The 26723-nt window shown below is 70.1% G+C and carries 37 protein-coding genes and 1 tRNA gene; 29 read left to right on the top strand and 9 right to left on the bottom strand.

Annotated features, from left to right (window positions below):
- Positions 1-124 precede the first annotated feature (124 nt).
- The 26 genes from FBY23_RS25815 (at position 125) to FBY23_RS26125 (ending at position 20267) form a co-directional block, all read left to right on the top strand.
- Entirely contained in the window at positions 125-760 is a 636-nt protein-coding gene (locus tag FBY23_RS25815) for a hypothetical protein (protein WP_141800759.1), read from the top strand.
- A 10-nt stretch (positions 761-770) separates the two neighbouring features.
- Positions 771-1979, top strand: a complete 1209-nt coding sequence (locus tag FBY23_RS25810) for a terminase (protein WP_222117938.1) — start codon at positions 771-773, stop codon at positions 1977-1979.
- On the top strand, positions 1966-2598 hold the full coding sequence (locus tag FBY23_RS25805) for a terminase (protein WP_141800758.1): 633 nt from the start codon (positions 1966-1968) through the stop codon (positions 2596-2598). The genes FBY23_RS25810 and FBY23_RS25805 overlap by 14 nt, the downstream gene beginning before the upstream one ends.
- 29 nt (positions 2599-2627) lie before the next feature.
- A complete protein-coding gene (locus tag FBY23_RS25800) occupies positions 2628-4109 on the top strand; it encodes a hypothetical protein (RefSeq protein ID WP_141800757.1) in 1482 nt (493 codons plus the stop codon).
- Positions 4084-5172 (top strand): hypothetical protein, encoded by a 1089-nt coding sequence (locus FBY23_RS25795; protein WP_141800756.1) that lies wholly within the window; start codon positions 4084-4086, stop codon positions 5170-5172. The genes FBY23_RS25800 and FBY23_RS25795 overlap by 26 nt, the downstream gene beginning before the upstream one ends.
- 74 nt (positions 5173-5246) lie before the next feature.
- Positions 5247-6017, top strand: coding sequence for a hypothetical protein (locus FBY23_RS25790; protein WP_141800755.1), 771 nt, complete (start codon positions 5247-5249; stop codon positions 6015-6017).
- Positions 6018-6091: 74 nt separating this feature from the next.
- The gene (locus FBY23_RS25785) at positions 6092-6427 is read left to right on the top strand and encodes a hypothetical protein (RefSeq protein WP_141800754.1); all 336 of its coding nucleotides are present in this window, start codon (positions 6092-6094) and stop codon (positions 6425-6427) included.
- A 20-nt stretch (positions 6428-6447) separates the two neighbouring features.
- Complete coding sequence (locus FBY23_RS25780) at positions 6448-7482, top strand: major capsid protein (RefSeq protein ID WP_141800753.1); 1035 nt, start codon at positions 6448-6450, stop codon at positions 7480-7482.
- Positions 7479-7964, top strand: a complete 486-nt coding sequence (locus FBY23_RS25775; protein ID WP_141800752.1) for a hypothetical protein — start codon at positions 7479-7481, stop codon at positions 7962-7964. Before FBY23_RS25780 ends, FBY23_RS25775 begins: the two co-directional genes overlap by 4 nt.
- Positions 7965-7969: 5 nt before the next feature.
- The gene (locus tag FBY23_RS25770) at positions 7970-8350 is read left to right on the top strand and encodes a hypothetical protein (protein ID WP_141800751.1); all 381 of its coding nucleotides are present in this window, start codon (positions 7970-7972) and stop codon (positions 8348-8350) included.
- Complete coding sequence (locus FBY23_RS25765) at positions 8350-8763, top strand: DUF6093 family protein (RefSeq protein WP_313901104.1); 414 nt, start codon at positions 8350-8352, stop codon at positions 8761-8763. The genes FBY23_RS25770 and FBY23_RS25765 overlap by 1 nt, the downstream gene beginning before the upstream one ends.
- On the top strand, positions 8760-9164 hold the full coding sequence (locus tag FBY23_RS25760; RefSeq protein ID WP_141800749.1) for a hypothetical protein: 405 nt from the start codon (positions 8760-8762) through the stop codon (positions 9162-9164). The genes FBY23_RS25765 and FBY23_RS25760 overlap by 4 nt, the downstream gene beginning before the upstream one ends.
- A 2-nt stretch (positions 9165-9166) precedes the next feature.
- On the top strand, positions 9167-9589 hold the full coding sequence (locus FBY23_RS25755; RefSeq protein ID WP_141800748.1) for a hypothetical protein: 423 nt from the start codon (positions 9167-9169) through the stop codon (positions 9587-9589).
- 45 nt (positions 9590-9634) lie between these two features.
- Positions 9635-10051, top strand: a complete 417-nt coding sequence (locus FBY23_RS25750) for a hypothetical protein (RefSeq protein ID WP_141800747.1) — start codon at positions 9635-9637, stop codon at positions 10049-10051.
- Positions 10044-10595, top strand: a complete 552-nt coding sequence (locus FBY23_RS25745) for a hypothetical protein (RefSeq protein WP_141800746.1) — start codon at positions 10044-10046, stop codon at positions 10593-10595. The genes FBY23_RS25750 and FBY23_RS25745 overlap by 8 nt, the downstream gene beginning before the upstream one ends.
- 83 nt (positions 10596-10678) lie before the next feature.
- On the top strand, positions 10679-11263 hold the full coding sequence (locus FBY23_RS25740; protein WP_141800745.1) for a hypothetical protein: 585 nt from the start codon (positions 10679-10681) through the stop codon (positions 11261-11263).
- Positions 11182-11679, top strand: a complete 498-nt coding sequence (locus FBY23_RS25735; RefSeq protein ID WP_141800744.1) for a hypothetical protein — start codon at positions 11182-11184, stop codon at positions 11677-11679. The genes FBY23_RS25740 and FBY23_RS25735 overlap by 82 nt, the downstream gene beginning before the upstream one ends.
- Before the next feature lie 59 nt (positions 11680-11738).
- On the top strand, positions 11739-14534 hold the full coding sequence (locus FBY23_RS25730; RefSeq protein ID WP_141800743.1) for a hypothetical protein: 2796 nt from the start codon (positions 11739-11741) through the stop codon (positions 14532-14534).
- A 1-nt stretch (position 14535) separates the two neighbouring features.
- Positions 14536-14775: a hypothetical protein gene (locus tag FBY23_RS25725; RefSeq protein WP_141800742.1), complete on the top strand. Its 240-nt coding sequence runs from the start codon at positions 14536-14538 to the stop codon at positions 14773-14775.
- The gene (locus FBY23_RS26130; protein WP_160158380.1) at positions 14772-16568 is read left to right on the top strand and encodes a hypothetical protein; all 1797 of its coding nucleotides are present in this window, start codon (positions 14772-14774) and stop codon (positions 16566-16568) included. The genes FBY23_RS25725 and FBY23_RS26130 overlap by 4 nt, the downstream gene beginning before the upstream one ends.
- Positions 16565-17989, top strand: coding sequence for a hypothetical protein (locus FBY23_RS25720; protein ID WP_141800741.1), 1425 nt, complete (start codon positions 16565-16567; stop codon positions 17987-17989). Before FBY23_RS26130 ends, FBY23_RS25720 begins: the two co-directional genes overlap by 4 nt.
- 7 nt (positions 17990-17996) lie before the next feature.
- Complete coding sequence (locus FBY23_RS25715) at positions 17997-18455, top strand: hypothetical protein (protein ID WP_141800740.1); 459 nt, start codon at positions 17997-17999, stop codon at positions 18453-18455.
- Between the two features lie 4 nt (positions 18456-18459).
- On the top strand, positions 18460-19074 hold the full coding sequence (locus FBY23_RS25710) for a hypothetical protein (RefSeq protein ID WP_141800739.1): 615 nt from the start codon (positions 18460-18462) through the stop codon (positions 19072-19074).
- Positions 19071-19832: a hypothetical protein gene (locus FBY23_RS25705; RefSeq protein ID WP_141800738.1), complete on the top strand. Its 762-nt coding sequence runs from the start codon at positions 19071-19073 to the stop codon at positions 19830-19832. The genes FBY23_RS25710 and FBY23_RS25705 overlap by 4 nt, the downstream gene beginning before the upstream one ends.
- A gap of 15 nt (positions 19833-19847) precedes the next feature.
- Positions 19848-20111: a hypothetical protein gene (locus tag FBY23_RS25700; RefSeq protein WP_141800737.1), complete on the top strand. Its 264-nt coding sequence runs from the start codon at positions 19848-19850 to the stop codon at positions 20109-20111.
- Positions 20112-20114: 3 nt separating this feature from the next.
- Positions 20115-20267: a hypothetical protein gene (locus FBY23_RS26125; RefSeq protein WP_160158379.1), complete on the top strand. Its 153-nt coding sequence runs from the start codon at positions 20115-20117 to the stop codon at positions 20265-20267.
- Between the two features lie 131 nt (positions 20268-20398).
- Here FBY23_RS26125 and FBY23_RS25695 read toward each other — a convergent pair whose 3' ends face one another.
- Entirely contained in the window at positions 20399-20632 is a 234-nt protein-coding gene (locus FBY23_RS25695) for a hypothetical protein (protein ID WP_141800736.1), read from the bottom strand.
- Positions 20629-21051 carry a DUF2510 domain-containing protein gene (locus tag FBY23_RS25690; protein WP_141800735.1) on the bottom strand — a complete coding sequence of 141 codons (423 nt, stop codon included), beginning with the start codon at positions 21049-21051 and terminating at the stop codon, positions 20629-20631. Before FBY23_RS25690 ends, FBY23_RS25695 begins: the two co-directional genes overlap by 4 nt.
- Before the next feature lie 74 nt (positions 21052-21125).
- On the opposite strand from FBY23_RS25690, the gene FBY23_RS26120 reads away from it, so the two are divergent.
- A complete protein-coding gene (locus tag FBY23_RS26120; RefSeq protein WP_160158378.1) occupies positions 21126-21284 on the top strand; it encodes a hypothetical protein in 159 nt (52 codons plus the stop codon).
- Here the strand turns inward: FBY23_RS26120 and FBY23_RS25685 are convergent, their stop codons facing one another.
- From FBY23_RS25685 to FBY23_RS25665, 5 genes are read right to left on the bottom strand one after another with little or no spacing between them, the layout of a single operon-like run.
- Positions 21285-21590, bottom strand: a complete 306-nt coding sequence (locus FBY23_RS25685; RefSeq protein ID WP_141800734.1) for a hypothetical protein — start codon at positions 21588-21590, stop codon at positions 21285-21287. It abuts the gene before it with no gap.
- A gap of 40 nt (positions 21591-21630) precedes the next feature.
- Positions 21631-22602: an ImmA/IrrE family metallo-endopeptidase gene (locus tag FBY23_RS25680; RefSeq protein ID WP_141800733.1), complete on the bottom strand. Its 972-nt coding sequence runs from the start codon at positions 22600-22602 to the stop codon at positions 21631-21633.
- Positions 22599-23183: a hypothetical protein gene (locus FBY23_RS25675; protein ID WP_141800732.1), complete on the bottom strand. Its 585-nt coding sequence runs from the start codon at positions 23181-23183 to the stop codon at positions 22599-22601. The genes FBY23_RS25680 and FBY23_RS25675 overlap by 4 nt, the downstream gene beginning before the upstream one ends.
- Before the next feature lie 55 nt (positions 23184-23238).
- Positions 23239-23499, bottom strand: a complete 261-nt coding sequence (locus FBY23_RS25670) for a DUF3263 domain-containing protein (RefSeq protein ID WP_141800731.1) — start codon at positions 23497-23499, stop codon at positions 23239-23241.
- Positions 23499-23951, bottom strand: coding sequence for a hypothetical protein (locus tag FBY23_RS25665; RefSeq protein WP_141800730.1), 453 nt, complete (start codon positions 23949-23951; stop codon positions 23499-23501). Before FBY23_RS25665 ends, FBY23_RS25670 begins: the two co-directional genes overlap by 1 nt.
- A 123-nt stretch (positions 23952-24074) precedes the next feature.
- Between FBY23_RS25665 and FBY23_RS26115 the strand changes: the two genes are divergently transcribed.
- A tRNA-Thr gene (locus FBY23_RS26115) sits at positions 24075-24148 on the top strand.
- Between the two features lie 563 nt (positions 24149-24711).
- Here the strand turns inward: FBY23_RS26115 and FBY23_RS25660 are convergent.
- On the bottom strand, positions 24712-25377 hold the full coding sequence (locus tag FBY23_RS25660) for a sensor domain-containing protein (RefSeq protein WP_141800729.1): 666 nt from the start codon (positions 25375-25377) through the stop codon (positions 24712-24714).
- Between the two features lie 147 nt (positions 25378-25524).
- Here FBY23_RS25660 and FBY23_RS25655 point away from each other — a divergent pair, with 147 nt between their 5' ends.
- Positions 25525-25845, top strand: coding sequence for an arginase family protein (locus FBY23_RS25655; RefSeq protein ID WP_222117937.1), 321 nt, complete (start codon positions 25525-25527; stop codon positions 25843-25845).
- Between the two features lie 34 nt (positions 25846-25879).
- Here FBY23_RS25655 and FBY23_RS25650 read toward each other — a convergent pair whose 3' ends face one another.
- Complete coding sequence (locus tag FBY23_RS25650) at positions 25880-26671, bottom strand: GntR family transcriptional regulator (protein WP_141800727.1); 792 nt, start codon at positions 26669-26671, stop codon at positions 25880-25882.
- Positions 26672-26723 lie beyond the last annotated feature (52 nt).

Below are 26723 nucleotides of genomic sequence, written 5' to 3'. Positions count from 1 at the left end.
AGAGGTGCGACGCAATCAGAACTTTCGACGGCCCGGCCTGAAGGAGGCCAGCCACCAGCGGCCCGGCGCGACGCCGGTCGCCGCTCCACGACGCAGCGCGACGCTGCCAGAGGAGTGATTCACCATGGCCAAGGGAGGCAGCCGTCCCCGCGCGGGACGACCGGCAGACCCGAACTCCGCCCGCAGCGAGCAGGCTCGCCGCACCAGCACCCGGAAGACCGCAGCCGCGAAGGCCGCCGCCGGTGCTTCGGAGGAGTCGGCTGACGCGCCGGCGTCGAGCGCGATCACCACGGCGGAGTTCAACCCGCTCGCACTGCCGGCATCGGGCCGCGGCGGCCGCGCGCCGGCGTTCCCGCTGCCCAAGATCGTGCGGTTCGGGTTCGAGGTCGTCGACGGCAAGTCCGTGAAGGTCGCCGACCGCGGCATCGGGGACGCGTTCCGCAAGCGTGAGCTCGAGCTCTGGCGCGAGCTGTGGAAGACCCCGCAGGCCCTGGCGTGGGAGCGCGAGCCCTGGCGCTGGCCGACCGTGGCGAAGTACTGCCGCATCATGGCCTCGACCGAGGCTGAGCCCGACGCCTCCGCCGCGCTCCTGTCCCGCGAGCGCGAGCTCCGCAACGAGTGCGGCCTCTCACCCGACGGTCTGCGGATGAACGGCTGGGCGATCGCGCCCGACCAGCTGGCAGCGAAGCGGTCCGAGCGGGCCGCGTCGAAGCCCGCGGCCGTGAAGAAGACCGCGCCGGTCCGGCGCCTCCGCGGCTGACGGGCCGCCGGTGACTCCCACCGCGAAGGACCTGGAGTTCCGGGTCACCTTCCCCACGCTCGGCGACCTGGCCGACGCCTGGATCAACCGGCACTGCCGCGTCCCGGACGGCTTCGCCCGCGGCAAGCCGATGAAGCTCGCGGACTGGCAGTTCTGGATCTGCGCCAACCGGTACCGGATCCGCGAGGACGCCAAGTTCGTCGACCCGCAGCTCATCGGCGAGCTGCTCGAGCGGATCGCGACCGCGCAGTACGACGCCGACGGGATCCTCGTCGACGCCGACGGCATCCCGCTCGACGACATCAGCAACGACGACCTGCCGCTGCTCAACCAGGCGTTCTACTACCGCCGAACCCTCACCGTCGCGCCCCAGAAGACCGGCAAGGGCCCGATGTCCGCCTCGTTCGTCGCGTTCGAGGCCTGCGGGCCGTCGGTGTTCGCCGGCTGGGCCGAGGACGGCGACGTCTACCGGTGCTCGGACAACGGCTGCGACTGCGGCTGGGAGTACGAGTACTTGCCGGGCGAGCCGAAGGGCATGCGCCACCCCTCGCCGCTGATCCAGATCACCGCGTTCAGCGAGGACCAGGCCGACAACATCTACCGGCCCCTGCGCGGCATGATCCGCCTCGGCCCGCTGCGCAAGCTGCTCGCCGTGCGCGAGGGCTTCATCCGCGTCCTCGGCCTCTCCGAGGACGACGACCTCGACCGCATCGACGTCGTCACCTCCTCGGCGAACTCCCGCCTCGGCAACCCGATCTCCGACGCCGAGCAGGACGAGGTCGGCCTCTGGTACGTCTCGAACAAGATGCAGTCGGTCGCCGACAACCAGAACCGCGGCGCGGCAGGCATGGGCGGCCGGACACACGCCACCACGAACGCGTGGGACCCGGCGATGGCGTCGTACGCCCAGCAGCTCTACGAGTCCGGCGAGAGCGACCTGTTCGTCTTCTACCGCAACCCCGACCTCGAGCCCTCGCTGCGCGACCGGGACAACCGGCCGATCTCGTTCCTCGACAAAGCCAGCCGCCGCAAGATCCTCGAGTGGGTCTACGCCGGCTCGTGGTGGGTCAACATCGACTCGATCGAGGGCGAGGCGGTCGCGCTCATCAACAACGGCGACCCCGCCCAGGCAGAGCGCTTCTTCGGCAACCGGCTCGTACCTGGAGGCGGCAGCTGGCTCCCCGACGGACTGTGGGCATCGGCCTATGCAGCAGCGTGACGGCCTCTGGCTGCCGAACCCGCCCGACGGCACGGCGGTCTGCGGCGGCCTCGACGGGTCGCTGAACAACGACTGGACCGCGATCAAGCTGGAGACCCGCGAAGGCTTCATCTTCACGCCCCGCTACGGCCCGGACCGCCTGCCGGCGATCTGGAACCCAGCGAAGTGGCCGAACCACCAGATCCCGCGCGACCAGGTCGACGAGGCGTGGGACGAGATCAACCGGCGCTACCGGCTGCTGCGGGTCTACTACGACCCGGGATTCCAGGACGAGACGGACTGGAGCTCCGAGGGCGAGGCGTGGGACGAGAAGTACGGCCCGGACGTCTTCCTGCCCTGGCCGACGAACCAGATCGGCCGCATGTACCCGGCGCTGCGCCGGTTCGAGGCCGACCTCCGCAACCGAGGGATCACCCACGACGGGTGCCCGATCACCACCACCCACGTCGGCAACGCCCGCAAGCTCGCCAAGGGCGAGCGCTACACCATCGGCAAGCCGTCGCAGGACCAGAAGATCGACGGCGGCGTCACGTCGGTGATCTGCCACGAGGCCGCCGCCGACATGCGCGCTGCCGGCTGGCCAGAGGCCGAGCTTCCCCCGCTCGTCTTCGGGATGTGACCCGCCGATCGACCCAGGAAGGAGACGCTGTGCCGACCGTCATGCAGTGGACCAAGCGTCTCCTGGCCAAGATCGAAGAGCAGAAGGCGTACGCCGCGCCCTACGAGCGCCGCTACGCCAACGAGCACATCCTCCCGTTCCTCGCCAAGGAGTACGCCGAGGTCTACCCGGGGCTCGTGATCGCTTCCGCCGACGGCCGGATCGTCGACAGCGTGCTCACCGGCAGCATGCACTCCATGCTCGACGTGCCGAAGTCGGGCACCGCCGGCATCGTCGTCGACGCGCTCACCGAGCGGCTCACGCTCGGCGGGATCGGCGCACCCGACGACAAGGAAGCCGAGAAGACGCTCGAAGTCGCCTGGGAAGAGAACGACCTCGACGTCATGCACCACGAGGGACACCGAGAGGCGCTCATCGGATCACGAGCGTTCGCCTCCGCCGCCCGCGAGGTCAACGGCACCCGCGCCGTCGTCGGTATCGAGTCACTGACCCAGGCAGCCGTGATCCGAGCCCAGTCGGCGCCGTACAACGTGCAGGCCTACCTCAAGGTCTGGAAGGACGACTGGACCGGCGAGAACCTCGGTCTGCTGCGCCTTCCGGGCCTCGACATCGACGTCTTCGAGAGCGACACCGAGGTCGACGACCCCGAGGGTTCGGGCGAGGTCTCGCGCTGGCAGGTCAAGGGCGAGCCGCGGGTCACCGGTCTCGACGGGGTGCCGGTGGTCGAGCTGGCGCCACGATCGCGACTACTGAAGGAGCCGGTCTCGGAGATCGACCCCATCGCATCCCTCGTCGACGTCGTCGACCTCGTCGAGGGACTCCTGGTGTTCGCCGGCCACTTCGGCGCCGTGCCCATCCGGTACGCCAGCGGCCTTGACGTCCCGCGCGACCCGAAGGACCCCACCAAGCCGCTGCTGGGGGCCGACGGCAAGCCGATGATCGGGTTCAAGCCGCGCGCTGACCACTTCTGGTCGAGCACCAACAAGGACGCGAAGTTCGGCCAGCTGGAGCCGGCCGGACTCGCCTCGTTCGTGACGTGGGCCGAGCACGCCTCGGCGAAGGTCCGCGCGAAGACCGCTCTCGCGTCGACGTACTTCTCGCTCGACCTGAAGTCCCACATGTCCGCCGAACTGCTGAAGACCGACGAGGCGCCCATGGTGCGCCGCGTACGACGGATGGGGGAGTACGGCAGCCTCAACCAGTCGTGGCGCCGGCTCGGTCAGTGGATCCTGAAGATCGAGTCGCCCGGCACCCGCGCCCGTGTACGGCCGCGGTGGGAGGACCCGGAGACGCGGATCGAGTCGCAGCTGGTCGACCAGTTCACCAAGCTCACTGCCTCTGGCCTCGGCGTCGCGGCCTGTGCCCGTGAGGTACTCGGCTGGGACCAGGAGACCATCGACGAGGCCGTCGAGGAGTTCGAGGCCACCCGGCGCCAGCGGCTCGCCGAGGAAGCCGACCCCATCGAGCGACTGAGCCGGCAGTTCCTTGACGACCCCTCGCTCGTCGGCTGACTACTACCGACGCCAGCAGCGCCTCCTCGCGCTCCTGATCGCCGCCATCCGCCGAACCTGGCGCCGGATGGACCCGAACGCCCGATGGGACGAGCAGTACGCCGACGACGGAATCGCCGCCCAGCTCCTGATGCTCGTCACCGCCGCGCAGGTCGCCGCCGCCCGCGACGCCGACGTCTACGTCGCCGCAGTACTCGCCGAGCTCGCAGTCGACCCCGCCGCCACCCCGGGCATCATCGTCCCCTCTGCGTTCTCCGGAGTCGCCGGCGACGGCCGCCCAGTCGAATCGCTCCTCGCGCTGGCCGTGCCGCGTGCCGGCCGGACGTTCCTCGACCTCCAGAACGCGGCGTTACCCGCGAGCGAAGAGCTCGAGCGGCCCGAGTGGATGAGCGACACCACGTGGGAGTCCCTGAACCGCGAGCGCAGCGACCGCCTGCGTGCCGACTTCGAGCGCAACCGGGAGCGCGCCGCCGAACAGGCCCTCGTCCTCGCCGGCCGGTGGTTGGAGACCGCAGCTGCCACCGCCGTCATCGACGCCGCCCGCGCAGCCGAGTCCGCGGCCAGCATGGCGTCGGAGTCCGTCGAAGGCTACGTGCGGATGCTGAACCCGCCGTCCTGCTCGCGGTGCGCCGTCCTCGCGGGCCGGTTCTACCGGTGGAACGAGGGCTTCGAGCGGCATCCTCTCTGCGACTGCCGACACATCCCCGTGAGCGAGTCCATCGCCGGCGACCTCACCGTGAACCCGAACACCTACTTCGACTCCCTCGAAGCCGCCGACCAGGACCGGATCTTCACCATCGCCGGCGCCAACGCCATCCGCGACGGCGCGGACATCGGCCAGGTCGTCAACGCCCGACGCGGGATGCAGCGCGCCCAGGACGGCGCTCACGCTGGCCTGCTCATCACTCGTGAGGGCATCACCCGACGCGGCGCAGCGAACCGTCGCCGCACAGGCCGGAACGCCGTCGTACGCCTCATGCCCGAGACCATCTACGACCTTGCCGACGGCGACCGCGCCGAGGCCATGCGGCTACTCCGGCTGAACGGCTTCCTCGCCGCCTGAACTTCCCACCTCGCGACGAGATGGAAGGCGCCCCGGCTGCGCGCACAAGCAGCCGACCCGACACAGGAGACGCGATGTCCCACACCCCGCTGCCGACCCACCCCACGCGCAAGCACCCCCACACCGGTCTCGCGCTCCAGGCGGTCGGCTTCCGCCGCTCCGGCGCCCCGATCTGGCCCATCCTCGGCGCCGCCCCCGACGACCCGCCGCCGGCCACCGACCCGCCCGCGCCCGAGCGCCCCGACGGCGTCACCGAGGACGAGTGGAACGCGCTGGGCGACCCCGGCCGCGCCGCCATCGTCCGCGAGCGCGAGGCCCGGCAGGCCGCCGAGCGTGCTCTCGCCGCGTCCCGGGCCCGGCCCGCGCCGCCCAAGCCCGCCGACCCGCCGAAGCCGGCCGACCCGCCGAAGCCGGACCCGAAGCCCGACGCCACCCCGGACTTCGCGGCCCTGATCCAGCAGGCCGTCGACGCTGCGGTCAAGCCGTTCGTCGACCGCGAGCAGCAGCGCGACGCCCAGGAGGCCGCGAACAAGGTGCAGTCGACCGTGGTCGCCGCCGCGAAGGACCTGCTCCACGACGAGACCGACGCGCTCGCCAACATCGACCTCACCACGGTCGTCAACGACCAGGGCCAGGTCGACGCCGAGAAGCTCAAGACCGCGCTCGACGACCTGATCAAGCGCAAGCCCCACCTCGCCAAGCCCGAGACGGAGCGCGTCGCGCCCCCGGGCATCGGCGGCGGCGGTGGCGGCGCCGGCACCTCGGAGGGCGACAAGGTCAAGTCCCTGCTCACCCAGATGCAGCAGTCGACCGGCGTCCGGCTCCCCTCGAGCACCACCAACTGACCCCCGGGACGGCGTAGGCGCGAAGCCACGACCACCGGACATCCCACCAGGGACACCAACCGAAGGAGATTCCCGTGTCCAACTTCGCGCCCAAGCGCACCGACTACGACACCGGCGACGACCGGTGGAACCGGGACGGCATCCGCTCCCGCGCCCACGGCGTCAGCGTCACCACCGCCTCGTTCAAGCCCGCGAACATCGGGGCCGACGGGCTCGTCAAGTCCGGCTCCCTCGTGGCCGGCGAGGGCCTGCTCAAGCACAACCTCGTGATCAAGGCCGGCGAGACCCACCTCGTCTCGGTCATCCACGAGACCACCTGCGACCGCCGGTACCTGCCGGCCGCCCTGTCCGCAGCCGAGGAGACCTCGCTCAAGGGCGTCGTCTTCATCAACGGCGTCGTGCCGGCCTGACCCCGAGAGGACCCCCGAACATGCAGATCATCGATCTCGTCCCCGACCTGCGCCCGACCATCCTGGCCGCGCGCGAGCTCCGGGACGCCCGCAACTCCCTGGCCCGGTTCCTGCCGTACGCCAACGTCCCGGCCATCACCTACCGGCTCGGTCGCCGCAAGCGCCTCGACCAGACCGTCGCGGTCCGCGCCTTCGGCGCCCCGGCCGTGCCGATCCGGCGGCCCGGTGTCGTCGACGTCCGCGGCGAGCTGCCCGCGATCACCCCGATCGTGAACCTCAACGAGGTCGACCTCAACAACGAGCTCGTCCTCGCCCAGCAGCTCGCCGGCCTGCAGGTCGACTGGCAGCCGGCTCTCACCTCGGCCGCTGCCGCCGTCGCCCTGACCGTCGACAACACCCTCGAGGTGATGCGCGGCCAGGTGCTCTCCACCGGGATCGTGTCCCTGATCGCCGAGGACGGCGACGTCCACTCGGTCGACTTCGGCATCCCGGCCGAGCAGAAGATCACCGCAGCGGCGCCCTGGGACATCACCGATCCCGCCGCGGTGTTCGCCGACTACGCGGCCGCCCACGAGGCCTACATGGACGTCGCCGGCGACCGTGCCGGCGTCGCCCTGACCAGCGAGGGTCTGATCACGATCCTCACCTCGGCGCTGCAGGTCCTGTACCCGCAGCAGCCCGTCGGCACCGACCAGCTCTCGGCGTACCTGACCAACCGGCGTCTGCCGGTTCCGGTCGCCTACGACCGCAAGCTGGAGGACGCCACCGGCGCCCGTACGCGGGTCTTCCCGGAGGGCACCATCACCTTCCTGCCGGGGGCCGACGACCCCGTCGGGCGGACCGAGATGGGCATCACCCAGGAGGCCGTGCAGCAGTCCTCGCGGCAGCAGCCCAACGGCCAGACGGCGCTCCGCGCCGCCGAGGTGCCGGGCATGACCATCGTGACCCTCGGCAACGAGGACCCGGTGGAGCGCGCGGTGAAGGCCGCGGCCGTCGGTCTGCCGGTCCTCCAGGACCGCGACATCGTCATCCTCTCCGGGCTGGTCGCGCCGTGACCGCCCTGAACCGGTCCGTCCTTGTCGGCGGGGTCGTGTACCCCGCCGGCACGGAGGCGACCGAGGAGCTGCTCGCGAAGATCCGCAACCCGCGTCTGTGGGGCGAGGACGAGCCGGCGGACAAGGCGGTGTCGGTCGACGTCGACGTCGACGTGGCCGGCTTCCAGGCCGCCCTCGCCGCGGCGCAGGAGCGCGTCGACGAGCTGGAGGCGGCCCTCGCGGCCCGCGACGAGGAGATCGCCGCGCTCACGGCCCAGGCCACTCCGGCCGATACGGGTGACGCGAACGGTGACCCGGACACCGCGCCGGCACCGGTGGCGACGACCGTCGACTACTCCACGCTCGACGTCGAGGCCCTGAAGGCCGAGATCGACAAGCGCAACGAGGGTCGCGACGACGGCGCCCGGATCTCCAAGCGCGGCAGCCAGGAGACCCTCGCGGCCGCCCTGACCGCCGACGACGCCACGGCGCCGCAGGGCTGATCCCGATGGATAACCCGGCAGCTCCGGCCGACCTCGTGAAGCGTGGCTACACCGGCCCCGCCTCGACGGAGGTGCAGCAGACCCGCCTCGACGAGGCATGGCGCGCGCTGCAGGCTGAGCCGGAGCTGCCGGGCCTCGTCGCCCGGATCGAGTCCACAGAGCTCGACCCAAAGCTCGTCGTCGACGTCATATGCGCGGCAGCGCTCCGGGTGCTCCGCAACCCCGAGGGCTACGAGTCCGAGTCCGGCGGCATCGACGACTACCAGGAGTCGGTGAAGCGCTCGGATCCCACCCAGGACGTCTACTTCACCGCCGCCGAGCTCCGGCGGCTGCAGCCGGCGTACGTCCTGCCTGCTGGGTTCAGCGGCTCGATGAAGTACCTGTGATGCTGCGCGACCCGGCCGCAGTACTCGCCCGCGGGCGAGCCATGGCGGAGGCCCGTATGACATCGCGGTGCATCGTCCGCCGCAAGACCGGCGCCTTCGAGGTCGTCGACGGCTTCAAGATGCCGACCTGGGCGACCATCCACACTGACCTGCCCGTCCGACTCGCCGGATCCCGTGGCGGCACAGCGTCGTCGCGCGTCCGCGATCTCGCCGGCGCCGAGATCCAGTCCCCCGTCCGCGAGGCCCACGTTCCCGAGGCCACCGACGACCTGGCCGACGGAGACCTCATCGAGATCACGGCCGGTGAGAACACCGGTGTCGTCCTGCGCATCGTCGAAGCGACCTGGCAGGACCAGGCCACTGCCCGCCGCCTGCCCGTCGTTGGCGAGGCTCGACCGAAGGAGTGGGCATGAGGATCCGAGTCATCCACAGCATCGACGAGCTCGTGCGCGACCTCAACCGCATCCCGGTCCTCGCCTCCCGCGACGCTCGCGACGCCGTCCGCCACGGCGCGATGACGGGCAACCTCATCGCCAAGGAGCACGCCCGCGGAAAGTCGGGCCGCCACGGCAAGCACTACCCACGATCCTTCACGTGGGACCGGCCTGCCCAGTCGCTGTTCGGCGGCGCAGGCTGGTCTGCCGACTACGGCCCGCTCCCGGGCCGCCGACAGGGCGGCATGTCGTTCGAGGAGGGCTCCCGCAACCAGCCCGCCCATGGCGACCTCGAAGCCTCGCGCACGCCGGCGATCGGAGTCGTCGCGCAGGACGTCCGTCGTGCGATGGACGACTGGTTCTGGCCGGGACGCGGCTGACGATGAACCACCTCGACGAGGAGCCGATCGCGACCGCGATCAAGGCCGCGATCCAGACCGAGCTCGACGACAAGGCGACGGCCTACGACGTCGACGAGGTCCCCGGGACGGTGGGTGGCAACGCCCCGTCCAGCACGCCACCCGACCAGCACGTCGAGATCGAGTTCGCGCGCGTGGACGCCGAACCATCGCGCCGCGCGTCCGGCGACGTCTCGATCCCCGACCGCGAGCTGACCACCCGGTACCACGCCGGCTCGTCCACGAGCGTCCGCGAGTTGCGGCGCCGGACCGGGATCGCGCTCGAAGGCCGCGCCTACGACCTGCCCGACGGCGACACCGTCGGTCCGTTCCGCTTCGTTCTCGGCGAGCCGGTCCAGCCGGACGACACCGGCTGGGTCGCCGCCGACCACTGGGTCTTCGCCTGACCCGTCCCATCCCCGCATCACCGAGCCCGCAAGGGAGATCCCGTCATGCCCCGAAGTACCCAGAACTCCGGTCTCACCGAGACCGTCGAGCAGCCCGAGGCCACGGTGCCGGCCGAGGCCGAGGCCGAGAGCGGCGCCGCGGCCATCCTGAAGGACCTGTCGCTCGGCACCGATCCCGCGGCCAACCGCGCCATCGGCGGCATCGTGCCCGCCGAGCCGGTCGCCGACCTGGCCGTGCCGCCGGTGCCGGACGCCTTCGGCCGGTACCGGGTCCTCGACCTGGACACCGGCCACCAGCTGTCCATCCACGCCGAGGCACTCCCGCACGGCAACTACGAGGTCCTCGACGAGGCCGCCTCGAACCCGGCCACCGGCGAGCCGCTGCCGCCGGTCCACAAGCCCGCTGTCGAGACCAACCCGAGCGGCCAGCAGGCCGAGAACAAGGAGACGCTCGATGCCTGAGCCGCTTCGTACCGCGCCGGCCAAGCTGTACGGCCGCCGCAACTGGATCTTCATCCCGACCATCGCGATGACGGCCACGCTGCAGCCGACCGTCGCGGAGGCCACCGGTGCGTCCTCGCTGGACATCACCAACATCGCCTTCGACGACGGCGCACCGAACCCGACGCAGGAGACCGAGCTCGTCTCGATGAAGCGCCGCTTCGGAGACACCAAGGTCTACCAGGGCATCGGCGAGACCTCCTACCAGGGCGGCGACATCACCTACGCCTTCGACCCGCAGGGTGCCGCAGCCTCCGACCCGGTCAAGCTCTGGGAAAAGTGGCTCAACTCCTCCGGCACCGTCACCGGGTACCTCGCCGACCGGATGAACATCCAGAAGGCGACCGCGATCGCCGCTGGCCAGTTCCTCGCCGGGGTCTACCCGGCCGAGATCGGCCCGTCCCTGCCCGGGGCTGCCGGCGAAGGCGCCACGGCCGAGGGCTCCGCGACCTGCCGGTGGGCGATCACCGGCGAGCCGAAGTTCAAGGTCGTCGTCCTGGCCTGACGCAGTCGCGCGGGCCGGGTGGGTCTCGACAGCCGCCCGGCCCGCGTTCCACCCCACCTGTCGAGACTGTCGAGAGGAACACCATGCCCCGCAAGACCGTGCTCATCTACGCCGACGGCGACTTCGAGAAGCTCGCCGAGCTGCGCCAACGGGTCGGCATCGCCGAGCGGAACCACGAGTCCGCGACCCGTGCGCCCCGCCGGTTCGGCGACGAGGACACCACCGCGACCGAGGTCGAGGAGGCCCACGCCGCCTTCGACGAGGGCATCGACCAGGCGGCCGAGCGCGCCGAGGAGTGGATCGTCGAGTCCATCGGCTTCGAACAGTGGCGCGAGCTGCTCGCCGCCCACCCCGCTCGCGAGATCCAGATCGGCGAGGGCGACCAGGCCGAGACCGTCGTCGACCCCCGCGACGACGACTGGTTCGTGAACACCGACACCTTCCCGAAGGCGCTGCTGCTCTGGGTCGACCCCGAGGACGGCGAGCACCGCACCATCCAGAAGGCCGGCGACATCGACCTGGGCGGCCTCGGCCGCCGTCTGCGCCGCCTCTCCGAGGGCCAGTTCGAGACCCTGTGGGCCACCGCGTGGGCGCTCAACAAGGGCGGCATCTCGGACCCAAAAGCGCTTCGCTTCTCGACCGGCACCCCGAGGTCGACCGCGACCTGACCGTCGCGCTGTGGCTCGGCATCACCCTCGCCGAGTTCGACCGCCTCGCCCCGCTCGAGCGCGACCTGTGGATCAAGAAGTGGCACGCCCAGCAGGTCTGCCCGGACTGCGGGAACCCGATCTCCGAATGCTCCGACCCCGAGCGGCTCTGGGCGTCGTACCGGCGGATCTGCTACGCCACCATGGAACGCAACGCGGCGCAGGACGCGTACGCGGGCCTTCATGAGACCGCGCCGTTCCACGACGGCACCTTCACCAGCTGGTCGAAGAAGCGCGCCGGCCAGCACCGCTTCCACTTCTCCCACGGAGTGACCATCTGCGTCGCCGACCACGACCTCACCCCGTGGGATCCCTTCACCACCGAGCGTGACGCGTCACCGATTCCACCTGATCCGGAGGAGACCTCCGAGGAGTAGGGCCGCGCGCATCGCCGCACCACCTCCCATCCACTGCCTGAACCCCGAGGAGGTGCCGCGTGGCTGTGCGTCGCGAAGCCGTCCGGCTTGAGCTCGAGGACCACTTCACCCGGGAAGTGCTTCAAGCCGCGGCCGCGACCAAGGTCCTCGACGAGTCGCTGCACTCACTGTCTGGGTCGGCAGTCCGGTCGTCGCGGTCGACGTCGCAGACCGAGAAGGACGTCGACGGGCTCGGGAAGACCTCGCGGCGCACGGGCGCCGACATCGACCGGCTCTCCGGTCGCGTCGCGATCCTCGCCAAGGTCTTCGCGACCCTCGGCCCGGCCATCGCACCGATCGGCGCCGTGGGTGTCGCCGGCATCGCCGGGCTGGCCTCCGAGTTCGGGTTCGCCACGGCCGGCGCCCTGTCGCTGCTCGTCGCCGCTCAGGGTGTCGGGGACGCGCTCAAGGCGGTCGAGGCCGCCCGGCTCGAGCCGACGGCCGCGAACATCGAGAAGGCCGAGCAGGCCATGCGCAGGCTCGCCCCGGAGGCGCGCGCGTTCGTCACGCGGTTCCAGGAGCTCCGGCCGGTCCTCGGTGAGCTGCAGCAGGCCGCGGCGCGCGGCTGGTTCCCCGGCCTGACCTCGGCCCTCGACGCACTCGAGTCCGCCGCGCCCCGACTGGAGCGGATCATGCTCGCCGTCTCGACCGCCGGGGGTGAGGCGATCAGCGCCGGCGCGCAGTCCTTGGCCGGGCCGCGCTGGTCGGAGTTCTTCTCCTTCGTCGAGGCCGAGGCCCCGGCCGCGATCACCGCTCTCGCCAGCGCGGTGGGCTCGCTCACCCACGGGTTCGCCGAGCTGTGGATGGCGTTCGACCCGATCAACGACGGCGTGCGGGACTGGCTGGTCGACATCTCGCGCTCGTTCGACGAGTGGGCGACCGGACTCGACCAGACCGAGGGGTTCCACGAGTTCATCGCCTACGTCCAGGAGAACGGGCCCCGGGTCGCCGACGCTGTGGTCGCGATCACGAACGCGATCCTCCAGATCGCGGAAGCCGCGGCCCCGCTTGGCGGCCCGGTACTGGAGGCGCTGACGAGCATCGCGAACGCGATCGCGCTCATCGCGGACTCTCCGCTCGGCACGCCGATCATGGCCGGGGTCACCGCGATGTCCGCGCTGTCGATCGCCACCAACGTCGCCACCTCGGCACTCGGTCGCTTCACGGTCGCCTCCACTGCAGCCGGGGCGGCAGGTGCGGGTGCCGCCGGGAAGGGCAAGTTGGTGGCCGCCAGCCTGCCCGTCGGACTGGCTGCGGCCGGTTCGACGCTGATCCCGGACACCGAGAGCACCAACAAGCCGGGTCCCGCATTCAACGACCCCTTCGTCGGTCCCCTCAAGGCGCTCCTGAAGCAGGACGCGGACCAGTGGGCTGGGTCGTCGTTCGTCAAGAAGCTCTTCGGAGGCGACGACAAGCAAACCGTCGACGACATGACCGCCGGCGTGTTCCAGATGGGGTCGGCGTTCGACGGGCTCGCCGACAGCGTCAACACCGCCAACGACGCCCTCGCCGAGCAGTCCCGCGTCACCCTCGGGGCGTTCTCGGCGGAGACCCAGTACCGCGAGGCGCTCAAGGCCGCCGCTGCGCAGGCGAAGACCAACAACGCTGGCATCAAGGGCAACAGTGACGCCGCGCTGGAGAACCGTCAGGCGCTCGAGCAGCTCGCGGGCGCGTGGCAGAACCAGCGCGCCGAGCTCGCGGCCAGCGGCGCGGCGAGCGACGTCATCGAGCGGAAGCAGCGCGCAGCACGCCGTGCCTTCATCGACACCGCGACCGCAATGGGCGTACCGATCGCACAGGCGAAGCGATTGGCCAAGGAGCTGCTTGGCATCCCGGCCAGCCGAAAGGTCGACGTCTCCGTTGACGACAACGGCGCCCTGACCCAGGTCAACCGGATCAAGGCCGCGATCGAGGCCCTGCGTGGCAAGACCCTGACCATCGACGTCGTCCGCCGCGCTCAGGGAATGGGCAAGATGGCCGACGTCGCTGACGCCCGAGGGCATGCGGCAGGGGGCCTCGTCACGGGCCCCGGCGGCCCGACCGACGACATGATCCCGACCTGGCTGTCGAACCGCGAATTCGTCATCCGCGCCTCGGCGGTCGACAAGTACGGCGTTGCGTTCTTCGAAGCCGCCAACGCTGAGCGCCTCGCTGCTGGGGGCCAGCCCGGGAAGACCGGCAAGCCGAACAAGAACAAGGGCTCCGTCCTCGGCTGGAACCTCGACCTCGGCCTGTCCCTCAAGGACTGGATTCGGCAGATCGAAGCGTCGAAGAAGGCACTCGAGGACGAAGTCGGCGCCCGTGAGTCGGCTGTCCAGTCGCTGCAGTCCGAGGTCACCGGGAAGTTCACCTCCGACCTGTTCGGAAACACCGACATCTGGTCGGCCGGCGGGTCGCTCGCCGACGCGACCTCCCGGCTCCTCGGCGACACCGCGGGGGCGAACGCCGAGAACGGTGCGATCGCCCGCCTCCGCGCGCTCGGCCTGACCGACAACGGCGCGATGAGCGCCCTGCTCGCGCAGGCCGACCCCGCCACGGTCGCGAACATCGCATCCACTGCCACAGCCGAGGAGCTCGCGAAGTACCAGCAGGCCTACCAGGCCCGCGTCCAGGCGAACGCCGGTCTCAGCGCCCAGGTCGCGGCCGGTTGGGCCGCACAGGCCGCGGCGCAGACCGCCGAACTGCAGAAGCTCAACGCGCAGATCTCGAACCTGACCGCAGTCACCAAGGACGTCGGTCCGTCGGCCGGCAAGGCGACTGGCAGCGCACTCAAGAAGGGCGCCGGCAACGGGTCCCGCAACAGGAAGCGAGGGTGACGTGACCGAACCCATCTCCGAGACGACCGACCCGGTCGTCGCGCTCATCGAGGCACGACGTGACGAGCTGCTCGGCGGCGAGGACAGCATCGGCGTCCAGGAGGCCCGCGTGGCCGACCTGCAGGCCGACCTCGACGCGGCGGTCGCACACCTGGCGACCTGCCGTGACGAGGTCGCCAAGATCGACGCCGCTCTCGCGCTGCTGTCCGTTCCCGAGCCGACCGAGGAGCCCGTCCCGTGACCCTGCCTGCCGAGATCACCTGGGGCGCGTTGAAGTTCGTGAACCCCGAAGCCGCCCCGCCGGCCGAGGGGTACCTCGTCCACGCGATGGCGGGCACCGGGTTCGGGAACCCGCAGCCACTGATCGACACCGTGAAGTCGATGCTGACCGACGGGTCGCTCGCCGTCCTTGAGGGTTGGGACAACCGCGAGGTGCAGGTGCATCTGCGGATCTCCGCGCCGCGGGCCACGGCCGGCACGGCGCTGCCCGAGGGCGAGGCGGTGTTGTTCGCGCAGGTGCAGGCCGAGGTCAAGGCGCCGCTGGTGTACGTCCCGCCTGCAGAGGACTCTCCGACCTGCGTGTTCGACGTTGTGGTCGCCAGGCTCGACCGCGACACTTCGGACAGCTGGGACATCGAGGAGCAGGCCGGTCGCGCCTACCGGTACTACTTGCTCACCCTGACCTGTCTGCCGTTCGTGCGCGGCGAGCAGACGGTCGTTGTGCCGGCGCTCCCAGTCCCGCCGAATCCCGGCGGCGCCGCGGTGTTCGTCAACCTCGACACCTGCGACTCGACGACCAACTGGGCCGCGTCGTATGTCGGCGGCTCGGGCTTTGCCTTGACCCCGGTCGCCGTCAACTCCGGCGCCGTGCGGGCCAAGGCGGTAGTCAGCGGTGGCTCCGCAACCGAGTACCCGGGGATCACCGAGACTCGCACAGGCGCCCTGTCGATGTCCGGGAACCCATACCTCGCAATCGACGTGCGGACCAGCCACCCATCCGTCTACGTCGTCCCGACCATCACCGTCGACGGCGTCGTCAAGACCCCCATCGCCGTCGACCCCATCGGGGGCGGGCTGACTCGGATCTACGTAGCGTCCGGGAACTTCACCACCGTCGCCGTCTCGGCCCTACGAGTGACAGGGGGTCCGTTCGACGGCTCGGACCGCTGGCTCGAGGTCGCAAATGTCGCGCGCACCGACACGATCGGCGACAAGGTCAACAGCACACTACGGCAGCAGTCGAGGACCGCGACTGTCTCCGGGTCGGCCCCGACCACCGCCGAGGTGCGGTTCTTCGACGCGACACCATCAACGCTCGGCACCGAGATCCTCGTCCACACCTCACGGAACACGGCGTGGCGGCCGCCGCTGCGCCGCTGGTGCGTCACCGCGACCACCGCCGACGCCACCCGAGTGTCCGGCGGACGCAACACCCTCGCGTCCCCGATGACGATGCGGATCCCCGCGAACCAGTTCACCGAGGGCGTCTACTCGCTGATGGCGCTGATGCTCGTCTCGACCGCTGGCACCCTGACCTGGTCCGCCAAGATGGTGTCGAGCACCGGCACCGCGACCGTCGGGTCGACCGTCGTCACCACCGGCACCGTCGCCGTACCCACTACCGGTGGTGTCTACAAGACCCTGAACCTCGCCGCGATCCCGCTCCCGGTGCTCAAGGTCGAGGCCGACCAGATGGTCGAGCTCACCCTCACCGGCACCGCGAACATGACCGTCGACGAGGGCTGGCTGTTCGGGCTCCACGACGGCGCCCTGACGTGGCTCCAGGACGTCGACTCGCTGACCTGGATCGAGATCCGCTCGCCCGAGCTCGGCGCCGCACGCCCGTCGGTGTACGGAGGCACCGGCGCGAAGGGCGCGAACAGTGTGTGCATCGACTGGAAGTGCCAGTCGTTCGGCGCCCACCGGTTCGAGCCCGGCCTGATGCAGATCTTCACCGTCTCCTCGGCCTCGCTGGTCGGCCAGTCGGAGATCGAGTTCTACGAGCGCGGCCACTCCCACATGGCGGCAGCGTGACCCGCCGCACGATCACCCGCCCCGAGGTCCGAGTCTCGTTCGGCGGCGCCTCGTTCTGGCTGTCCACGATCGTCCCGCAGGGATGGGGCGAGCTCCATCACAAGACCCGCACCAACGGCGCATGGGAGGCCTCCTGGGTCATCCCGCCCCATCCCCGGAACCGGAACTGGCGCCACCCCGCGCTCGTCTACGGCGCCCGAGCCGACATCATGCTTGGCCCGGTCGTCATCTTCCCGGGCACTCTCGGCGAGCCGGATTGGGACGCCGGGCGGTTCATCGCGATTGGCGCCTCCCGCGAGGGCGAGAACGCGATCGCCATCGACGGCGCGGGCAACGCGTCCACAGCACCCAACACCGTGATCGACGCCGCCATCGCGCGCGGCGTGCTGTCGTGGACACGCGTCGGAGACTTCGGCACGACGCCAGTCGGTGACGCCACCGGCGGACTCGTCACGGTCCGGTCAGTGCTCGACGCGTGGGCGCAGAAGAACGGCAGCAGGTGGAAGGTCAACCGCCTGCGCCAGCTGGTGATCGAGCCGGTCGACGAGACCAACCCGAAGTGGTACATCACCCCAGGGTCCGGGTCGCTCGGCACCGCGGACGAGGACCGCGTCGACCGCGTGTTCGTCCGGTTCACCAACGTCACGACCGGCGCCCGCGACATGGCCTCGTATCCCGCGGCGACGCCGACCAGCGGCATCGAGCGACCGAAGGACCTGATCACCAATCGCGCCCCGATGACCACCGCCGCGGCACAGGCCGAGGCGCAGGCGATCTGGTCCGAGCTCGCTGGCCGATCGGGGTTCACCAGCGGATGGAATCTCACCCGCGGACAGGTCACCGCGAAGGGCGGTCCACTCGCAGACCTCGCGTTCCTCGAGGGCGGCGAGACTGCCTGCGCACTCGGATCCCCGGACCCGCGCGGCGTCAACCACAACACCAACGTCGTGATCGGCGAGACCGACTACGACTGGACCGAAGACGAGCTCCAGGTCAACCCCGTCGGCACCGCCGCCCGAGACGAGGAAGCCGTCCTCGAACAGGTCGGGAACCTCGCAGTCGAGGCGCTCGCCCGCTCGTCCGCTGGTCAGGGCCCGGGCATCTTCCCGGCAGGCACCACAGCCGTCATCGGTGCCAACCCGCCCGCCGGGACGCCGATCCTGGTCAAGACCGGCAGCGCGGTCGTGTCGGTCTTCGGAGCGAATGGCGACATCAACTTCAACTACGGCGGTGGCGCCTTCCCCAACGGCCTGGTGTCCGTCACGACATCGCCGGGCGACGACACCGCCAACTTCAACGTCGTCCGTCATGTGCCCGCGGGCAGCAACCTCGGCACGTTCTACGGCCGAGCGATCACGAACTCCGGCTATGTCGGCGCCGGGTCCGGCATCCGCATCAACTACATCGCCATCGGCTGGTGAGGACAACATGACCCTGGACCGCTCGAACGATGTCGTCGCGCTTGCGATCGGCATCCTCACGCTGCTCGGCCTCTTCGCCGGCTACATGAAGGTCGTCAGGCCGAGGATCCACAAGGCTCGCGCCACTCTCGCCTCGGCGTCCGACGCGCTGCTGGGTCGGGACGCGATCGTCGACTCGATCACCGGTGAGGAGCTCTCGCCCGCCCTGCCCGGTGTCGGTGCGCGGATGGCCCATCAGGAGCAGCAGATGGAGCTGCTCACGGTGACCGTCACCAAGCTCGTCGACCAGCAGGTCCACCAGCAGAAGCTCGAGCGCCGCGTCGACGGGCTGGAGCACCGCGTCAAGGGCCTGGAGGACCAGACCATCGAGCGCGTCGCCGGCAAGGCCGAGTCGATCTCCGCCTGGCGCGCCGTCGAGGCCGTCGCCAAGCAGCAAGACCCCACCGTCCCCGAGATCGAGGAGTAGCCCGATGTACCGCGAGGCCAAGGCCCTCAAGACCCTGCATGACGAGATCGACGCCGCGGCGCCTCACCGCTCGACTGCGTCCGACGGCTGGATCGGCGACGACGCCCACGCCACCCGCGAGTCCGACCACAACCCGTGGGTCGAGGACACCAAGGGCATCGGGGTCGTCCGCGCCCGCGACTTCACCCACGACCCCGCCGGCGGCCTTGACTGCAACGAGCTCGCTCGCCGCCTCGTCGCACTCATGGTCAAGGGCACCCACCCCGCGCTGCGCTCGGGCGCCTACGTCATCTGGAACGGCGCGATCTTCTCCTACGACCGCCGGACCGAGGGCTGGCGTGTCTATCGTGGCGCGAACCCGCACACCAAGCACCTGCACCTCTCGGTGGCCACTGCGGCCTACGGCTACGACTCGACCGCGCCTTGGGGCGTCATGGCTCTGCTGCAGCTGCCGAAGCGGGCGATCCGGTTCCTGGCTGAGGCGAAGCGTGAGGTCCAGCGTTTGCGCACCGCCCGTGCCGCGGCGATCGCCCACGGCGAGAACCCCGAGCCGTACACCACCGCGATCCGCAAGACCCGAGCCGCGCGCCGGGCCGCAAAGCGAGCGGCGAAGCGATGAGCGAGGCAATCGGCACCCTGACCGCCCGGCTGCGTCTGCTCGCCACTGCCGTGACGATCCTCGGTCCGCTCGCCGCCATGGCGCCTGGCCTCGACGTCTTCCACGGCAACATCGCCGGCCGCCGGAAGGTCCGCCGCATCAAGCGCCGGATGCGCAAGCACAAGGACGACGTCCTCATCCTCACCGAGGCGTACAACGCCCGCCAGCACCTCAAGCGCTGGGCCGAGCGGTTCGGCTACGAGCTCCGGCAGGGCACCCGCGGGAAGCACGGCCCCGAGGGACCCGACGTCGCGGTGCTCGTCCGCCATGGCGTCGAGATCCTCGACTACGAGCTCGTCGAGATGACGAAGGAGTGGTGGGGCCCGTTCCGGTACCCGCACTCGCGGAAGAAGCCGCGCCTGGTCCCGGTGCTCCGGCTCCGCAAGGCCGGCGTGATCTACGTCGTCATCGGCATGCACGCGCCCTCCGGCGGCCCGTCGGGCGGCGTCGCTACCCGCGGCCGGAACGCGCCCGCCTACGAGGAGTACGCCACGTTCGTCCACGACCTCCTCACGATCGGCGTCCGCGGCGCTGCGGTCGGGGACGGCAACGCCAAGGGCGACGACCTCCGCCAGCACATGAAGCCCTCCGGCGGCCGCGTCGCCATGGCCTCCGGCGTCGACGGCATCGTCGCCAAGGGCCTCCACATCGCCCTCCGCAAGCTGCGCTCCCCGTTCGGGATGCACGGCTGGTTCACCGCCCACCTCACCCCTGCCTGATCGAAGGAGATCCCCGTGACCGACCTCGTCCCCGACCAGACCCAGCTCGCCGCCAAGCGCGGCTTCATCCGGACCACCGCCCAGTCCTACGGCGCCACCCTGACCACCGGCATCTCGGCGTCGGTCGTGCTCGGCGTGGTGACCGGCGAGGTCCAGGTCGTCCCGACCCTGGTCACGATGGCCGTCTCGCTGGTCGCGCCGGTCATCGCCGGCGCCGCGTCGTACTTCTCGATCCTCGGCGACGGCATCCCCGAGGACTACACCGGCGAGATCGAGTAGCCCATGCTCGCGCCGTGGGCCGTGCTCGAGGTGCCCGGCCTCCTGCTCGGCCCGGTCGTCTGCCGAATCACCGGCCGCCACCGGCCCTACTCGTTCCGGCACCACGCCGCACCCGCGTTCCGGATCTGCCTGCGCTGCAGCCGGACCGTCCCCTGACCTCGCTACCGCAGGCCGACCGCCGCCCGTCCTCTCCGGAGGGCGGGCGGCTTTCGGCATTCCCGGGCACACTCGACCCATGGACACGCTGCTCGTGCTCACCCACCTTGCTGCGGCCCTCGGAGGCGCGTTCATCGGCTGGTCGATGCGCGACCGCCGTCAGCAGTAGGACGCCGCTGGGGGCTGTTGACCGGCAGGAGTTCCCAGCTCTTCCGCCAGTCGAGCACGGCGCGGCCGTCGACGTCGACGTGCTGCACGAGGTACTCCGTGCTTGTTTCGGTCGACCGTTCGTCGAGGACGAGGCCGGCGAAGTCGATCAGCCAGAACGGGAGACGCACCCAGACGTGGCGGTCGGCGGCGTTCACTGGTCGAACATGTTGCTGATCTCCTCGCGGCGATCATTCAGCTGGTTCTCGACGGCGATGGCGCTACCGACCGCCAGGAAGACGGCGATCACGCAGATGGCACGCGCCCACGTCGGCGTTGCCTTCACAACCCACGAGACGATCGAGGCGCCCGCGCAGATTGCAGCGCCCGTCCACACGATGCCGCTGCCGCTCATCACGGACACTGACTGCTGACTGAGGATGAGGCCGACAACCGCCGCGGCGACGACGAGGCCGGCAAGCAACTGCGGGGAGACGCCGCTCGAGCCGGGCGGGGGCTGCATCGGTGCGACGTTGTCCGTCCAACGCGATCCGTCCCAGAAGCGGAGGGTGCCCGCGATCTTGGGGTCCGGATACCAGCCGGCAGGCGTCCCCGGCTCCGCCTTCTGCTCATCCATGGCCAGGAGGTTACGCCGACCGGGAGCTCGCCCGCCGCCGATCGGCAGACCTCGCGCCTGGCTACCATCGCCCCGTGCAGATCCACGCCGCCCGCCGCAAGAAGGCCGACCCTGAGGCCGAGGTCATCCCCTGGTCGATCGAGGCCCCCGAGTACGACGACGACGCGAAGGCCGAGATCCGCTCAGCCGTCGCCGATGACGAGGTTCTGCTGTTCGTCCGGCCCGATCGCTGATCAGTCGATGTTGCGGACGATGCCGTTGTGGACGTCCTGAAGGGAAACGGTCCGGCCATCGGTGTCGATGATCTCGGCGAGGTCTCGCTTCAGGCCGTACGCCGCGCACTTCCGACAGCCAGCGAGCGCGAACCAGCTGACACCAGTCCGGCTCATCTCGACACCGCACAGCGCACGGGGAGGCCCGGGCCGGCGTTGCCACTCGCTGTCGCGGATCAGGTGCACTGCGTTGCCAACCTCAGGACTCGCCGTGGTCACGTTCTCGATTGTCAGCAGCGCGGGTGGTCGGTTCTGATCCCTGGTCACCGAGTCACTGCATCACGAATCCGCTGTCGCCACAGCGGGTTCATGCGACGCGTAGATGGCTCCAGTTGCCGAGCTCAGCGAGGTGCTTCGGGTTCACTCCAAGGTCCTTGGCCACTGCCGCGGTGCCACCGTTGGTCTCGATGAGCCGGCTCATCAGCTCGCCGTGAACTGGGTTGAACTGGCCGGGCTCGTTGCGCCGCCACTTCGACATCTGGATCTGGAGGGCCCGGTAGCGGCTGTCGTCGATGATCTCGAGGTCGTGCGCGCGGTAGACCAGTGCCGCGACGGACACGCCCCACGACGACTTCAGGGCGACGAAGTCCCGAAGTTGGGGACGGTCGGGCATCTGCTCCTCGAATTCGCTCTGCGGGAAGAGCAGGTTGGATGCGAACCTGTTGGCTTCGTGCTCTGTGGTCGCGGTTGGTCGCTTGTGGAACAGCAGGTGCGCGAGCTCGTGGCCGAGGGTGAGCCGGAACCGGTCGCCTGGCACGTTGGGGGCGAGGCCGATGACCGGAACGTCGCCAACCCACGACGAGAGTCCGTCAACCCCAAGGCCCACGATGGGGACCAGGCACACCCCGGCGCGCTCGACGAGCGACGTGAGGTTGCGGATCGCGCCGGACTCCTCGTGGCGCAGCGAGTAGCGCACGTCGAGTGCCAAGTCGTCGAGGTCGTCCAGGGAAATCGGGGCGGCCCCCGGCCGGAGCATCAGGTCCGGCGCGCCGGCGGTTCGCTCCCGCAGTTCGCCGAAGACCTCGCCGGCCAGGCGGATGAGCTCCTTCGCGCGCTTCCGTGTGGCGACCTTGGTGGAAGCACGCTGGCGGTGCAGCGGCTCGGACATGTCGGGGAGCTCAAGGCGGTCGTTCGAGTACCCCAACGGCGCCAGGTCTCCGTTGAAGGAGCGCCGACCGCCTTCGACAGCAGAGATCATCTGCGGAGACAGGCCGAGCAGCTCGCCCAGCTGGTCTTGAGCGATTCCTTCGATCATCCGGTAGGAACGCAGGCGATTCACTCGCGACCGCCAGCCTCTTCGTCGTGGCCGAGGTCGCCGAGGTCGCCGAAGGTGTCGCGGGCGTCCTGGTCGAAGGGCTTCGTCTGCTCGGCAGTGTCGTCGTCTGCGGGCTGGTAGGCCCAGGTGCCGATGAGGACCGGTGCGTCGGCGACGTAGACCTTCTCGGAGCGTCCGCGGGTGCCCGCGGGAGCGAGTGACAGGTTCAGGCCGTGGCGCTGGAACTGGTACACGACGACCTTGATATCGGACGGCCGAATGAGGTTTGTGATCGGAAAGAGACTGGCCTGCTGGCGCGCAGTAGCTGTCTCGATGGCGACGGCCCTCGAACTCTTCAACAGGTACCGGTCGCCGGTCTCCAGATCGGCGAACTCGACCCGGCCGTAGTCGAGGTAGCGAGAGCCAAGCTCGTAGTTGGAGTCGTTGACGAAGCGGGCCTGGATGACCGAGCGCATGTGGTGGACCTTGGCCATGAGCGAGGGCGGGGAGCCGTGCTCGTCGCTGAACTGGCGACTGTACGAGCCCGTGTCGTCGTAGCTGGCGAGGAGGTGCTGGGCGACCGGGCCGAGTCGATCCTTGTGCATGGAGCGAATACTACATTTCATGTGGGAACTACACAAGCAAAGTAGTAGTCCGGCTTCACCGCCCCGACGTGATCCGCGCTGTCGACCGGACTGCCCGCCTCTGATCGCGAAGGCGACGGAGGCGCTTCACGGTTACCGCGTCGTACGCCATGGCATCAGGCCGGTCGAGCAGCTGGTTGAGCACCTGCGAGTACCGCGTCCTCGTCATCCCGAACTGCTCAAGGATCGCCGAGTCCTTCGCGCCGGCGTACCGCCAGCGGAGTCGCTCGAACTCCAGCATCGCGCGGTCGCGCTCCGAAAACTCCTCGTCGGCCATCAGGCAGCCCGCCACGGGGTGATGGCGTGCGGGCCCTCGGGAACCATGGGCCGGCCGTTCCTGTCGAGGAACACGTCGACGTGGGTGGTGACGGTCGACCACTGCGACATGTCGGTGTCTCCACCGGGCCGGGCGACCGGCCGGACGTGGGCGTACGACGCGTAGGCGCCGAGGATCAGCGGCACCCAGTGATTCAGGTCCTCGTCGTCGACCAGCGAGGGGCGGCCGTCGACGTGCGCCATGAACGACAGGTGGAGGTGGTGGGCGTACCCACGTGCCCGGCGCCGCGACCCTCGTTGGCCGACGTCGCGCGAAGCGACGATCGTGAGCTCGGTCCGCGGCTGGCCGGCGTACGACGGGATGGTCCACCGTCGTGGCTCGTGCCCGGGGGCTTCGAGGTGCTGTCGGATCCCGGCGACCCGGCAGTCATCGAGGGTGCTCGGCGTGCTCATGGCGATGACGCTAGGACTGGCGTCCGACAGAACTCGGTGCGACGGCGAGCGGCGGGGGATTGCCGAAGAAGCGGTTGCGAGTGACCACATTGCTCCCTAGATTGCTCCCTACCAACCATTCCGGCCGGTTTCTGAGCGTGGAATGCGGATCCCTCGTAATGATTAGGTCGTCGGTTCGATTCCGACAGGCGGCTCCACCGGAAACCGGCCCGGACCAGCGCATAAGCGCAGGTCAGGGCCGGTTTCCGTATCAACCCACTGGTGTCCTACCCCAGTGACGACGGCACGTGGATCTCTACGACCCGGCCACCTGGCCCACCCCGCGTACTCCGTACTACGCGCCACGAGCCGCCCGTCTCTTCGGAGGCGGGCGGCTCTCGGCGTCTCAAGACACCCTGGAACCGTCAGTGCGTCGGGCCCGTCCCTCGTTCCCTTTCAGAGCGTCCGTGCTGGGCACACTCTCGCTGGCGCCCTGAGACGCCATCGAGAGCCGCGAGCTCAGAGGTCGATCCACGCCAGGTGTGACCTCACCGCTGGTCCCCCGGTCCCCTGGTCCGCGGGAAGATCCCAGGGGCATGCCGGGCCTGTACGGTCCGCCAGACGTAGCGCCATGCCTGACGCCGCGCTGCTGCACGTCCGCTCGGACTTCTCAACGCCCAGCGCCCGCCTTGGACCCGACACGCCCACCCAGCATGCCACCCCAACAGGAGACCACCGGCGTTCCACGCGCCCCCACCATCAGAACACGACCAGCGCACCATCAGCGCAGCTTGGGAACGGCCATCTCCCCGGCACGCAGGACCACCGAGCGTTTCGGCTTGCCGCTGTTCGCGTAGCTGAAAGCCAGCACGGTCACCGTGCGGCGCACCCGAACGACGAGCGTGCGGCCCCACGACGAACTATCCCGGTAACAGACACACTCCGCGAAGCCGCCGCTCTGAGCTCCCATCTTGGGCGGGATCCAACGACGGATCTTCACTACTACAGGCACGCCGTCGGAGTTCTTGATCTTGCGGTTGCCCACACAAGAGCGGCTCAAGTGCTGATAGGTCCGTACGAATGACTTTGCCTCGGCGACCGTCCCGAAATGAACGACGGTCTGATTCATCCACCGTGAGAAGTCATCAGCCTCGGTCGCACCGGTGCCCCAGGCGAGATTGATGCTCGTCAATATCTGGCGACGCGACTTGTGCCAACGCTTGGCCTCCGAGGTACAGCCACGGGGCGAGTTGAAGATGTCACGCACGAAGATGGAACGTTGGGGGTCAAGCCCAGGATCGACCGTCTGCCACTCGGCGATAGTCAAGAACTCCCCACGAGTCGGCTCTGGTGGGCCAGCGTCAGCCCCGGCACCGACCGGCACCGTGGCGCCCACGCAGCCCAGCAACAGAACCAGTAACGACGTGCCCAGGCCCTTCAAGGTCATCACCCGTTCCTCCCGCCCCGACGCCTTCGCCGACCCGCATCAGTGGGCGAGGCTACCCACCCGTGGACCAACCCAACCTGCATCCGCCCGAGACCACTGCCTGGCCCTCCCGAGCAGCCGCACCACCGCCTCCTCGAGCGGCAGCTGGTGGTGCACGGCGTACCCTGCGGTCCTGTCGAGCGGCGGGGGAGTCCGGAAGAAGCGGTTGCGGAGGAGCTGTTCCTCGACGTCGCGCTGCTCGCGACGAACCCGTCGCCCGGCACCGGCACCCCGGAGCCGGGCGGGCTGACGACGCGGGAGCTGCAGCTCATCCTGTTCGGGCTCGCCGACCTCGACGTGGTCGGCGCGGACGTGGTCGAGGTGGCTCCGGCCTACGACCACGCGCAGATCACCGCGTTGGCCGCGGCCGGGCTCACGTTCGACCTGCTCGCGATGATGGCGCGGCCGAACCTCCCACGAGGCGCCTGACCCGACGGCGACACTCAGCACGCGTGGGGACAGGTCAGCCGGTGGCCGGGACCGAGGAGATGGTGGCGAAGTGCGGCCCCTCCCCACCCGGTGCGCCGCGCAGGCCGCGGCCGGGGGTGCGGAGCGTGATCCGGACCCGGTCCGAGCGGAACAGGTCGTGGGAGAACTCGAACGGCGTGCCCGCCGTGTCGTAGGTGGTCCGCGTGATCAGGACCAACGGGTCGCCGACGGCGACGGTGAGCAGGGCGGCCTCCTCGTCGGTGGCGTGGACGACCTCGACCACTTCCTCGGCGTCGGCGATGGTGACGCCGTAGTCGTGCTCGATGAGCTCGTAGATCGAGCCGCCCAGCGGCTGCTCGAGCAGGCCGGGGAAGCGGTCGGCGGGCAGTCGGGCGTGGTCGAGCGAGAAGGGTGTGCCGTCGGCGAGCCGGAGGCGGCGTACGTCGACGACGAGGTCGCCCTCGGAGAGCTGGAGGGCGCGGCGGGTGGGGGCGTCGGCGACGCCCATCCGGGTCGCGACGACGCGGGTGCCGGCGGAGTAGCCCTGCCGGGCGAGGTACGCCGGGACGCCGACGACCTTGGTCAGGTCGTGCTCGACCTTGGCGTGGTTGATGAACGTTCCGCCACCGCGCCCGGCGACACGGCGGACCAGTCCCGCCTCCTCGAGCGCGGCGAGCACCTGGCGCAGTGTGGCCCGGCTGACGCCGTAGTGCTCGGAGAGCTCGCGCTCGCTGCCCAACCGCGCGCCCGGTGGCAGGGTGCCGGCGCCGATGTCGGTCAGCATCCGGCGGCGGAGGGTCTCCGCGACGGCGTGCTCCGTGGCCATGGTGCCGCTCCTTCCTTCCGGTCCCCTTCGGTCGGCCCGATCCGCCGAATGG

This window comes from Nocardioides sp. SLBN-35, from assembly GCF_006715725.1.
Taxonomy (GTDB): Bacteria; Actinomycetota; Actinomycetes; order Propionibacteriales; family Nocardioidaceae; genus Nocardioides.
Note: the sequence above shows the minus strand (reverse complement) of the source record. Positions and strands in the feature narration are given on the sequence as shown.

Excerpts from the sequence above, each read along its gene's own strand:
- FBY23_RS25815 (WP_141800759.1), top strand. The coding sequence starts at position 125 with ATGGCCAAGGGAGGCAGCCGTCCCCGCGCGGGACGACCGGCAGACCCG.
- FBY23_RS25805 (WP_141800758.1), top strand. The coding sequence starts at position 1,966 with ATGCAGCAGCGTGACGGCCTCTGGCTGCCGAACCCGCCCGACGGCACG.
- FBY23_RS25790 (WP_141800755.1), top strand. The coding sequence starts at position 5,247 with ATGTCCCACACCCCGCTGCCGACCCACCCCACGCGCAAGCACCCCCAC.
- FBY23_RS25780 (WP_141800753.1), top strand. The coding sequence starts at position 6,448 with ATGCAGATCATCGATCTCGTCCCCGACCTGCGCCCGACCATCCTGGCC.
- FBY23_RS25770 (WP_141800751.1), top strand. The coding sequence starts at position 7,970 with ATGGATAACCCGGCAGCTCCGGCCGACCTCGTGAAGCGTGGCTACACC.
- FBY23_RS25765 (WP_313901104.1), top strand. The coding sequence starts at position 8,350 with ATGCTGCGCGACCCGGCCGCAGTACTCGCCCGCGGGCGAGCCATGGCG.
- FBY23_RS25760 (WP_141800749.1), top strand. The coding sequence starts at position 8,760 with ATGAGGATCCGAGTCATCCACAGCATCGACGAGCTCGTGCGCGACCTC.
- FBY23_RS25755 (WP_141800748.1), top strand. The coding sequence starts at position 9,167 with ATGAACCACCTCGACGAGGAGCCGATCGCGACCGCGATCAAGGCCGCG.
- FBY23_RS25750 (WP_141800747.1), top strand. The coding sequence starts at position 9,635 with ATGCCCCGAAGTACCCAGAACTCCGGTCTCACCGAGACCGTCGAGCAG.
- FBY23_RS25745 (WP_141800746.1), top strand. The coding sequence starts at position 10,044 with ATGCCTGAGCCGCTTCGTACCGCGCCGGCCAAGCTGTACGGCCGCCGC.
- FBY23_RS25740 (WP_141800745.1), top strand. The coding sequence starts at position 10,679 with ATGCCCCGCAAGACCGTGCTCATCTACGCCGACGGCGACTTCGAGAAG.
- FBY23_RS25715 (WP_141800740.1), top strand. The coding sequence starts at position 17,997 with ATGACCCTGGACCGCTCGAACGATGTCGTCGCGCTTGCGATCGGCATC.
- FBY23_RS25710 (WP_141800739.1), top strand. The coding sequence starts at position 18,460 with ATGTACCGCGAGGCCAAGGCCCTCAAGACCCTGCATGACGAGATCGAC.
- FBY23_RS25705 (WP_141800738.1), top strand. The coding sequence starts at position 19,071 with ATGAGCGAGGCAATCGGCACCCTGACCGCCCGGCTGCGTCTGCTCGCC.
- FBY23_RS26125 (WP_160158379.1), top strand. The coding sequence starts at position 20,115 with ATGCTCGCGCCGTGGGCCGTGCTCGAGGTGCCCGGCCTCCTGCTCGGC.
- FBY23_RS25690 (WP_141800735.1), bottom strand. The coding sequence starts at position 21,051 with ATGGATGAGCAGAAGGCGGAGCCGGGGACGCCTGCCGGCTGGTATCCG.
- FBY23_RS25675 (WP_141800732.1), bottom strand. The coding sequence starts at position 23,183 with ATGCACAAGGATCGACTCGGCCCGGTCGCCCAGCACCTCCTCGCCAGC.
- FBY23_RS25670 (WP_141800731.1), bottom strand. The coding sequence starts at position 23,499 with ATGGCCGACGAGGAGTTTTCGGAGCGCGACCGCGCGATGCTGGAGTTC.
- FBY23_RS25665 (WP_141800730.1), bottom strand. The coding sequence starts at position 23,951 with ATGAGCACGCCGAGCACCCTCGATGACTGCCGGGTCGCCGGGATCCGA.
- FBY23_RS25660 (WP_141800729.1), bottom strand. The coding sequence starts at position 25,377 with ATGACCTTGAAGGGCCTGGGCACGTCGTTACTGGTTCTGTTGCTGGGC.
- FBY23_RS25650 (WP_141800727.1), bottom strand. The coding sequence starts at position 26,671 with ATGGCCACGGAGCACGCCGTCGCGGAGACCCTCCGCCGCCGGATGCTG.